The organism is Streptomyces sp. WELS2 (genome assembly GCF_013870595.1).
GTDB lineage: Bacteria > Actinomycetota > Actinomycetes > Streptomycetales > Streptomycetaceae > Streptomyces.
In genome coordinates this window covers 1-10,110 of sequence record NZ_JACBWZ010000167.1, presented here as the reverse complement: position 1 = coordinate 10,110, position 10,110 = coordinate 1, and the positions used below count along the sequence as shown (strand labels likewise).

General features: G+C 68.6%; 7 protein-coding genes and 2 pseudogenes. 1 reads left to right on the top strand and 8 read right to left on the bottom strand.

The window, feature by feature from the left end; translation table 11 throughout:
• The coding region (locus H5J33_RS13090; RefSeq protein ID WP_181795075.1) for an enoyl-CoA hydratase-related protein at nt 1-557 on the bottom strand (557 nt) is incomplete at its 3' end.
• A 145-nt stretch (nt 558-702) separates the two neighbouring features.
• On the opposite strand from H5J33_RS13090, the gene H5J33_RS13085 reads away from it, so the two are divergent.
• Nucleotides 703-1,188, top strand: a complete 486-nt coding sequence (locus H5J33_RS13085) for an ATP-binding protein (RefSeq protein WP_181795074.1) — start codon at nt 703-705, stop codon at nt 1,186-1,188.
• Here H5J33_RS13085 and H5J33_RS13080 read toward each other — a convergent pair.
• The 7 genes and pseudogenes from H5J33_RS13080 to H5J33_RS13055 form a co-directional block, all read right to left on the bottom strand.
• Nucleotides 1,148-2,599 carry an amino acid permease gene (locus H5J33_RS13080; protein ID WP_181795073.1) on the bottom strand — a complete coding sequence of 484 codons (1,452 nt, stop codon included), beginning with the start codon at nt 2,597-2,599 and terminating at the stop codon, nt 1,148-1,150. The two genes, H5J33_RS13085 and H5J33_RS13080, sit on opposite strands and share 41 nt — an antisense overlap.
• 110 nt (nt 2,600-2,709) lie before the next feature.
• On the bottom strand, nt 2,710-3,732 hold the full coding sequence (gene argF / locus H5J33_RS13075) for an ornithine carbamoyltransferase (protein ID WP_181795072.1): 1,023 nt from the start codon (nt 3,730-3,732) through the stop codon (nt 2,710-2,712).
• A gap of 61 nt (nt 3,733-3,793) precedes the next feature.
• Nucleotides 3,794-5,017 (bottom strand): arginine deiminase, encoded by a 1,224-nt coding sequence (locus H5J33_RS13070; protein WP_258565043.1) that lies wholly within the window; start codon nt 5,015-5,017, stop codon nt 3,794-3,796.
• A gap of 617 nt (nt 5,018-5,634) precedes the next feature.
• Nucleotides 5,635-7,881: a UvrD-helicase domain-containing protein gene (locus H5J33_RS13065; RefSeq protein ID WP_181795070.1), complete on the bottom strand. Its 2,247-nt coding sequence runs from the start codon at nt 7,879-7,881 to the stop codon at nt 5,635-5,637.
• The gene (locus H5J33_RS13060) at nt 7,881-8,771 is read right to left on the bottom strand and encodes a hypothetical protein (protein ID WP_181795069.1); all 891 of its coding nucleotides are present in this window, start codon (nt 8,769-8,771) and stop codon (nt 7,881-7,883) included. The genes H5J33_RS13065 and H5J33_RS13060 overlap by 1 nt, the downstream gene beginning before the upstream one ends.
• A 107-nt stretch (nt 8,772-8,878) precedes the next feature.
• Nucleotides 8,879-8,998 (bottom strand): annotated as a pseudogene (locus H5J33_RS37415) (DNA mismatch repair protein MutT); the annotation flags it as partial.
• Between the two features lie 423 nt (nt 8,999-9,421).
• A pseudogene (locus tag H5J33_RS13055) lies at nt 9,422-10,110 on the bottom strand (polynucleotide kinase-phosphatase); the annotation flags it as partial.

The following is a 10,110-nucleotide window of genomic DNA, read 5'->3' as shown; positions in this document are numbered from 1 at the left end:
GGGGCCCGCACCGGGTCGCCCAGCATGAGCAGCCGGGTGGCGTGGCCGAGGCCGACGACCCGGGGCAGCAGATAGGCCGCGCCCATGTCACCGCCGGACAGCCCGACCCGGGTGAAGAGGAACGCGAACCGGGCCGAGGGGTCGGCGACCCGGAAGTCGGCCGCGAGGGCGAGGACCGCGCCGGCGCCGGCCGCCACCCCGTGCACCGCGGCGATCACCGGGAACGGGCACTCCCGGACCGCCCGCACGACCTGTCCGGTCATCCGGTTGAAGTCGAGCAGCTGTGCGGTGTCCATGGCGAGGGTGGCGCCGATGATCTCGTCCACGTCGCCGCCGGAGCAGAAGCCGCGGCCCTCGCCGGCCAGCACCAGGGCCCGTACGGAGCGCTCCCGGGACAGCTCGGCGAGCAGGTCGCGCAGATCGGCGTAGGCGCCGAAGGTGAGGGCGTTGAGTTTCTCGGGGCGGGCGAGGGTGACGGTGGCCACCTGGTCGGCGATCCGCACCCGCAGATGCTCCCAGTCGCCCGTGCGGGCGGCCGAGCCGGTGAAGGGACTCATGACGTGCGGCCTCCTTGGGCGACGGTGCCGTACGGTGCGCTCCCCCCTGAAGTTATCACCGGTTTGTGACTGTCGTCACGATGACGCGACAGAAACGGGGCGGTCGACCGGCCCGGCGACGGCCACGCACCGCCGGGCCCGTACCATGCCTGGAGTCGGACAGCAGGACAGCCTGCTCCATGAAGGACTCGCCGTGCACGAACCCCCCGCCGAATCGGCCTCCTGGCGCATCGCGCTGCCGCACACCGCGGCGGCGGTGCCCGTGGCGCGCGCCCTGGTGCGCACGGCCCTCACCGAGGTCGAGCACGTCACCGACTGCGACACGGCCGAGCTGCTGACCGCCGAACTGGTGGCCAACGCGGTGGAGCACACCGCCGGGCGCGGCCCGATAGAGCTGGTGGTGGAGTTGCGGCCGACCGGCTGCCAGGTCGAGGTGCACGACCCGGACCCGGAGCCGCCCGGCCGGCTGACCGCGCCGGTGCTCGAGGAACCCGACGTGTGGCAGGAGGGCGGGCGCGGACTGCTGCTGATCCGCGCCCTGAGCTCCTCCTGCGGTCACCGCCCCACCCCCTCGGGCAAGGCGGTGTGGTTCAGACTGCCTGTGGTTCCCGCTCGGCCCCGGCCCGCGTGACCTCCCCGGCCGGGGCGGCGCCGGCCAGCGTGGAGTGCCGGCGGCCGTAGAGGGCGTAGACCGCGAGGCCCACCGCGAGGAACACGGCGAACTGGATCCAGGTGCGCCAGCCGGTCTCCCACATCAGGTACAGACAGAAGCCGATGCCGAGCAGCGGGGCCACCGGGTACAGCGGCACCCGGAAGCTGCGGTCGAGGCCCGGTTCGCGGCGGCGCAGGGCCAGCACCGTGACGTTGACGACGGCCATGATGGCGAGGGTGCCGATGGTGCACAGGTTCATCACGGCGTCCAGCGAGGCGAAAGCCGCCGGGAGTGCGAAGACGACGGCGACGATCAGCGTGCCGGCGACCGGCGTGGAGGTCTTCGGGCTGACCTTCTCGAAGACGCGCGGGATCAGGCCGTCCCGGGACATCGACATCAGGATGCGGGTCTGGCCGTACATCACGGCGAGGACCACGGAGGCGATGGCGACGACCGCGCCGAAGGCGATGACACCGCCGCCGACGGTGGAGCCGGTGACCTCGTTGACGACGTAGGACAGGGCGGCGGGCCGGCCGGCCACCTGGTCGCCGCCGATGGCGCCGATCGCGGCGAGCGCGACCGCGCAGTACAGCAGGGTCACGATGCCCATGCAGACCAGGATCGCGACGGGGATGTGCCGGCGCGGGTTCTTCGCCTCCTCGCCGGCCGTGGTGATCGCGTCGAAGCCGATGTACGAGAAGAAGGCGGCGGTGGTGCCCGCGCCGATGCCGCCGAGGCCGGCCGGGGAGAACGGGGTGAGGTTGCCGTCCTTGAAGGCGCTGTAGCCGATGGCGCAGAAGGCGAGCAGGATCACGAGCTTGACCGCGGCCATGGCGGCGGTCGCCCGGGCGCTCTCCCGCACGCCGCGCACCAGCAGCGCGGAGGCCATGGCGATGACGATCACGGCCGGCAGGTTGATCACGCCGCCGTCGCCGGGGCCCGCGGACAGGACGGCCGGGAGCTGGAGGCCGGTGAGGCTGTGCAGCAGTTCGTTGACGTACTGGCTCCAGCCGACCGCGACGGCCGAGATGGACACGCCGTACTCCAGCAGCAGGCACCAGCCGACGAGGAAGGCGGTGGACTCGCCGAGGCCGGCGTAGGCGAAGGAGTACGAGGAGCCGGAGACCGGGATCGCGCCGCCCAGCTCGGCGAAGGAGAAGGCGGTGAAGACGCAGGTGAGGGCCGCGAGGACGAAGGAGACGACGACGGCCGGGCCGGCCTGGGCGACCGAGTCGGACAGTCCGACGAAGATGCCGGTGCCGACGATGGCGCCGACGCCGAAGCAGATGAGCTGGAAGAGGCCCATGGTGCGCTTCAGGCCGTGTCCCTCGCGGTCGGCGCCGGATTCGGCGACGAGCAGACGCGGGGACTTGATGCGGGGAGCGGGCATGCCGGTGGTGCTCGATTCTGGTGGTGCGGGCGGCCGTGGTGGGGCCGCGGCGGCGGCCGCGGAAGGGGTGGTTCCGGGCCGCCGGTCAGGATAAGGCCTGGTGAGGAGGGTCAGGCAAGGGTTTCCCGGGCGAGTGTGGCGACCAGCACCGCCTTGATGGTGTGCAGCCGGTTCTCCGCCTCGTCGAAGACGACCGAGTGGGCGGACTCGAAGACCTCGTCCGTCACCTCCAGCGAGGTGAGGCCGTACGTGTCGTGGATCTGCTGCCCGACCGTGGTGCCGAGGTCGTGGAAGGCCGGCAGGCAGTGCAGGAACCGCACGTCCGGGTTGCCGGTGGCGCGCAGCACGTCCATGGTCACCGCGTACGGGGCGAGGGCCGTGATCCGCTCGGCCCACACCTCCTTCGGCTCGCCCATGGAGACCCAGACGTCGGTGGCGACGAAGTCGGCGCCCCGCACTCCCTCGGCGATGTCCTCGGTGAGGGTGATCCGGGCACCGCTGGAGCCGGCGAGCGCGCGGGCGCTCTCGAGGATCTCCTGGGCGGGCCAGTAGGACTTCGGGGCGACGATCCGTACGTCCATGCCGAGCAGGGCGCCGGTGACCAGGTAGGAGTTGCCCATGTTGAAGCGGGCGTCGCCGAGGTAGGCGAAGGCGATGCCGTCGAGCGGCTTGGCGCAGTGCTCGGTCATGGTGAGCACGTCGGCGAGCATCTGGGTGGGGTGCCAGTCGTCGGTGAGGCCGTTGTAGACGGGTACGCCGGCGTACGCGGCCAGCTCCTCGACCTTGGCCTGGCTGTCGCCCCGGTACTCGATGGCGTCGTACATCCGGCCCAGCACCCGGGCGGTGTCCCGGACGGACTCCTTGTGCCCGATCTGGGACCCGGAGGGCTCCAGGTAGGTGGTGTGGGCGCCCTGGTCGGCGGCGGCGACCTCGAACGCGCAACGGGTGCGCGTCGAGGTCTTCTCGAAGATCAGGGCGATGTTCCGGCCGCGCAGGTACTGGGTCTCGGTCCCGGCCTTCTTGGCGGCCTTCAGCTCGGCGGCCAGCTCGACCAGGCCGCGGAACTCCGCCTCGGTGAAGTCCAGCTCCTTGAGGAAGTGGCGGCCGGCGAGGGCGGTCGGGACTGTCGCCATGGGGGCGCTCCAGGTGTATGACTACAGGGGACTATGTAAGTCTATACGACACTCCACATTTCTATACGGGATCTCGCTGGACGGGACAGCTCATGCACCGGGGGCCGCCTCTGCCCCGGCCCAGCTCGCTGCCCGGGATCTCGATCACCTCGATGCCCTGTTTGCGCAGGTGGGTGTTTGTGGTGGCGTTCCGCTCGTAGGCGACGACGACACCGGGTTCGACGGCGAGGACGTTGCAGCCGTCGTCCCACTGCTCGCGTTCGGCGGCGTGCACGTCCTGGGTGGCGGTCAGCACCCGGATCTCGCCGAGGCCGAGCGCGGCGGCGATCGCCCGGTGCATGTGCTCCGGCGGGTGGTCGGTGACCTTCAGCTCCCGCCCGCCGTCGCCCGGCTCGATGGTGTAGGAGCGCAGCATGCCGAGGCCGGCGTACTGGGTGAAGGTGTCGCCGTCGACCATGGTCATCACCGTGTCCAGGTGCATGAAAGCGCGCCGCTTGGGCATGTCGAGCGCGACGATGGTGCGCGCGGAGCCGGCCGCGAACAGCTTGTGCGCCAGCATCTCCACGGCCTGCGGGGTGGTGCGCTCGCTCATCCCGATCAGCACGGCGCCGTTGCCGAGCACCAGGACGTCGCCGCCCTCGATGGTGGACGGGTAGTCCGCCTGTCCCCGGGACCAGACGTGGAACGACTCGTCGCGGAACAGCGGGTGGTGCCGGTAGATCGCCTCGAAGTGCACGGTCTCGCGCTGCCGGGCGGGCCAGCGCATCGCGTTGATGGAGACGCCGTCGTAGATCCACGCCGAGGTGTCCCGGGTGAAGAGGTGGTTGGGCAGCGGGCGCAGCAGGAAGTCGTCCAGCTCCATGACGTGGAAGCGCACGGAGACCGGCTCCTCGTGGCCGGCCAGGTACTCCCGCTTGGTCATCCCGCCGACCAGGGCCTCGGCCAGCTCCGCCGGCGGCATCCGGTCGAAGGAGGCGCGCAGGTGGCCGGTGGCGAGGGGGCCGTACTCCTTCTCGTCGAAGACCCGGTCCAGGACCAGGGCGCGGGCCTCGGGGAGCGCCAGGGTCTCGGTGAGCAGGTCCCCGAAGAGATGGACCTCGACCCCCCGGTCCCGCAGGACGTCGGCGAACCCGTCGTGCTCGGCACGCGCCCGGCGCACCCACAGCACGTCGTCGAAGAGCAGGGCGTCCTTGTTGCTGGGGGTGAGCCTTTTGAGCTCTAGGTCGGGCCGGTGCAGGATGACCCGGCGCAGCCGCCCGGCCTCGGAGTCGACATGGAATCCCATGCCTCCATCCTGACCGCCGGGGCGGCCCTTCATCCCCTGCGGGGGGTTTCCGGTGGCCGGGGCACCGGATCGCGGCGCGGCGGCACCGGCCACCGTCCCCTGTGGGACGTCGGGTCCGCCGCACCCGGCGGCCGGGACCAGCCGCTCGGCGGTGAGCAGGGCGATCGCCCCACGCCCGACGGGATCCGGGACGCCGACACGCGTGGGCTCCGGCAGGCGCGGACATGTGCCGCGCGGTCCGGGGAGACAGGGTGAGGTGTACGGCGGTGCCGCGCACGCGGCTCCATGACTCGCCCGTCAGCGCACGGGCAGGCCGCGGCCCCTGCGCGGGCACGCTCCGCACCGACGCGGCAGTGAAGCCGACCACGACCGTTCCGGCCGCCGGCCCCTCGGCGGCGCGGGCGTCGGTGAAGCCGGCCGCCTACGACCGCATGGCCGGGACCACGTCGACAGGAACGCACCACCGGGCGGGGGTACGCGCCGGCGAGCGGCACGCGTCGTGCGCCTTCTGCGGCAGTGCTGTCCTGGGCGCCCGCAGGTCTCCGGCCATTCGGATCGCAGCCCGTGGGGACCCTGCTCCGGGTCCGGCCCGACCGGGCCCGGACCCGGCTCGTAGATCAGACGGCCACACCGGCTTCCACAGCCTTGCCCAGCACCTCGCCGAAGCCTCCCTGCTCCTGCGGGGCGATGACGGTGAGATGCTCCTCGGCGCGGCTGGCCGCCAAATAGAACTGGGAGTACAGCGCCCGCAGTGCGCTGGTGCCGTGACCGTACTCCTGGTTCCCGCTTGTGCCCCCGACCACCACGACATGTGAGAATTGGAGACCGGCGGCGTACTCGGCCGCCGTCACGATCAGCGCGCGCCGCGAGTAGCGCAGCTGTTCGATCTCGTCCCGCCCGTCGATCAGGACGTACGAGGACGAGGCGTGCCCCTTCTCCTTGAGGACCTTCCTGATCGCCTCCAGTTCGCTGTTGCCTACGCCGATGAGGGCCACCCTCTGCTCCTGAGTGCTTGCGCCCTGCAAGGCGAAGGCTTCGGCTACGCCGGTCTCGGCCAGCTGCTGGCGGTCGACGAATCGTGCTCGCGGCAACTCCTGGCCGGCGTTGCCAGAACCGGGGATCGAGTCGTACACCCAGTCGTGCCCGAGCTCTACCACGTTCGGCATCTGTGTGTGCAGGTAGCGGAGGAAATTGAATACTGGTTCGGTGAAGCGGTGCGTTGTCTTCAAGTCGATCGACTTTGTCTGCCCGCGCTGGATCATGCCGCTGGTTGTGCGGCTGATGTCTGTCTCGGCGAGCCCGGTAAGCAACAGGAAGACCGATTGGCTCGGGTCCATCGCCATGACCAAGCGCGGCGGCTTCTCTGCCTCGCGGGTCAGTAAATGCAGCAGATAGCGCTCCGGATCACTGAAGAGGTGGAATTCATCGACGAAGACGATGTCGTACCCACGACCAGCCCGGATGGCGTTCCATTCATACTTTTCGAGGTCCCTCCTCAAGTCGTCGACTACCTGGTCGGTAGTGACCAGGCCCTCCTCCACCAGCTGCCGGACGTAGTACTTGTACACACGGAAGGAGAGCTCTCTGTCCGCCTTCGTTTCGAGGGGCACCATCCACCCCTCGCGAGGGAGATCTATGTATTTCTGCAGCGCATTGGGCAACGTCTTGATCTCGCGCGAGTCGAAGACCTCGGCGAACTCACGCAACAAAGCCCAACAGAGCCGGAGCCGATCGGCTTCGTCCCGGTCCGAATCGACACCCTGCCGGACCCACTCGCTTACGTTCGCCCTATAGCTCGCCCAGGTACTGGCTTTGATGTGCTCGATGGCCTCGCTGATCAGACGCATTTGTTGCTGCTTGCCGTCGAGACTGTCTTCGCCGAGGACCTCGACCTCTGACGACAGGGGTCCTTGCAGCCACTCTTTCAGGTAGATGAGCGGCATGACATCGATCTTGGAGGAGAGTCCGCGCTCGTCGAGCCGCCTGAACGCCTCCTCGACCTGTTCCGCCATCGACCAGCTGTGCGTGAGGAAGAGAATGCGCGGCAGTGCCCCGAATGCTGCTACGGGACCCTGCCCGCCGCTCTGCGTGCCGGACGCTTTGTAGAGTTCATGCAGAGCTTTCAGCTCAAGTGTGAGGGTTTTTCCGGAGCCAGCGACACCGCGGATCTTCAGCGGGTCGGTCAGGGTGTTGTCGAGGATGGCCCGCTGGGCGTCCGTGAGGTGCGGAAGCCATTCCGAGTACGAGCGTTCCCGAGCGACGGATCCGGCGCCCACGCGCATCAGGTCAATGGACGGCTGCAGTTGCTGGGGCCTCGCCCTGAGGCCGGCGAACGCCTCGGTCGCCACCTCCAGCACCTGGTGGTAGCCGAGCATCGCATCACTGACGGGTGCGTGGTCGATACTGAAGCTTTGGAGGGGCTTGGGATCGTTCCGGTCGGTAAGCCACCAGAATGCCGCATGGCCTCCCTCCAGTGACTCCGCAACCCATCGCAGCGAATCCTGGTTCAGATTGCGAGGCAGGGCGAAGAAGGCCAGCAAATTCTCGTGGGAAAACTTGCTCCACTGATGCGGAAGCGAGACCGGGGGGTGCGCCATGGCGCGGGATGCCCGGTCAATGCGTTCCAGGAAGCGAGTCACCACTTCTGCGGAATTCTGGGTGATCAACTCCCAGCACCAGCCGTTCACCAGGATCAGTCGACTGTCTTGGTCGTCTTCCCGGTGCACGAAGAACCGACAGTCCCTCACCTCCGACATGAACAAGTTGTTACCCAGAGTCCCCGGGTCGGCAGCCGACTGGAATCCCTCGGTGCGGCCATGCTCGATGTATTCAGGAAGGCTACTCCGCGTAAAGGCGATCAACATTACTTCCCCCAGCTTTCCACGTAGTTCTTGAGGTGAGAGTCCCGGGATTCTTCGTAGTCGGTGGGCAGGCCGATGTCGGTGAAAACCTGGGCCATCTGCTGGACGACACGGTGACAGTAGAGGGTCTTCAGACGGGCGATCCGTCGTGCTCGATGCTGTCCCGGCGAGTGGTATTCATCGGCCGGCCGCAGCGCCACCGCGGAGTCTTCGATGCTGCGAATCAGGCGCAGCATCACAACATACCCACCTCCGTACCCGGGGCCGGGCTCGGACAAGTAAAGAGAATCGCCGGGAAAGCTCTTGAGCCTGTTCTTCATCTCCTTACGGAGGGTTTCCCTGCTTGCAGTTTTAGGCTTGCGCAGCCTGTCGAGGTCGGTGGCGAGCCTGTCGATGTGACGCCAAAATTGCTCGGAGTCCGAACACTGCTTCAAAGCAGTCTGTGCAACCCAATAAAGGTTAAGAGTCTTCAGTTCGGTTTCGAAACGAGGGAAGTCCTTGCTATCGGGAGGCAGCAGGGTTGCAATTTCCGCCATCGAATATCCGAGTTGCAGCATTTCCAAGGCGCGATCCACGGACTCGGATGCAACTTCTTGATCGAACAGGCCATGCAGCGCCTTCTCGGACTTTGCAGATTCCGTGGCAATGATCTTCGGAACAACGAACTGCTGAACATATACGTCGAAGGGTATTGCCGGCACGTAGGTGATTGTCCCCCAGTGTTTCCCGAAAGATAAGTCACAGTTTCCGGTTACGACGATGGCGATCGTGTCGCGCCATCCGAGCGGGAATTCCTCCTTTTGCAGGAATTCCAGAACATCGCCCTGCCGGAGGGGCTGCTCGCTCAACCCGGTCTCGTGCTCGCGGAATGTCCATGATGTGGCGTCGGTCACCCCTGGATGCTACAGCGTAGCCAGGGGCGTTCGGGCAACTTGGCAGCTCAACTGCCTGACGGGCTGAGGCTGTTGGCTCCCACGTCACGAGTGGACAGTGCGGTTTGTGCGTCGGCGCCGGCCCAGCGGACCGGGACGTGCTCGCGCGGTTCGGGGTCCTCCGGCTCGCCGGTCCCCTCGTGGGCGACGAAGACGACCGTGAGGAAGCCGTTCGGGACATTGGTGCCGTGGGTACTTTCGCGCGTTGGAGGCGGCTGTTGCGTCGGCACTTCGGAAGAGGTGCGCTTGTTTGCTTGGGTACTCGGTCAGCGTCCTGGAGGCGAGAGCGCGTGCTGTGCCGCTAGCCCATCCCATGGCGACCCGCTTGGTGCCGGTGCCGATATCCGCCGCGGCCGGATCGAGATCTCCCGTTGCGTCGGGTCCGTCCCGTGGAACTTGTCGAAGGCTACGCGCGGGCAGCGCCACCGGCGGGGCGCGCGGCGCTGTGGGGTTCTCGCCGGGTGCCGGCCGTGGCCCTGCCCGTGGCCGGCCCGGACCGTTGAGCGACTGCCCGGCCGAAGGCCCTGTTCGCCGGTGCGGTCCGGGATCTGCGCGGGCCACGTGGTGCGTGCCGCCACGGAAGTGAGTACGGCACGAGGGCGCGGCTGCGCCTACAGCCGTGGGTCCACCGGCTCCGACTCCAGCGCCAGGACCCCGAAGACCGCCTCGTGGATCCGCCACAGCGGCTCACCGTCGGCCAGGCGGGCCAGGGCCTCCAGGCCGAGGGCGTACTCGCGCAGGGCCAGTGACCGCTTGTGGTTCAGGAACCGCTGCCGCAGGCGGGCGAGGTGGTCGGGGCGGGTGTACTCGGGGCCGTAGACGATCCGCAGGTACTCCCGGCCCCGGCACTTGATACCGGGCTGCACCAGGCGTCCGTCCGCGTCGCGGACCAGCGCGCCGAGCGGCTTGACGACCATGCCCTCGCCGCCCCGGCCGGTCATCTCCAGCCACCAGTCGACGCCCGCGCGCACCGACTCCGGGTCGCCGGTGTCGACGTACAGCCGCCGGGTGGTGTGCAGCAGTCCGGTGCCGTCGTACTCCACCAGCCGGTCGATGAGGGCCAGTTGCTCGTCGTGCGGCAGTGCGGCGAGGCTGCGGCCCTGGACCGCGAGCAGCTGGAAGGGGGCCAGCCGGACCCCGTCCAGGCCCTCGGTGGGCCAGCAGTAGCGGCGGTAGGCGGCGGTGAACGCGGCGGCGTCGAAGGCGCGTTCCCGCTGCCGGTCGAGCAGTGCGCCGACGTCGGCACCCTCCAGCTGACCGACCGGCTCATCACCATCGTCCGGGCCACTCCGGGCAATCA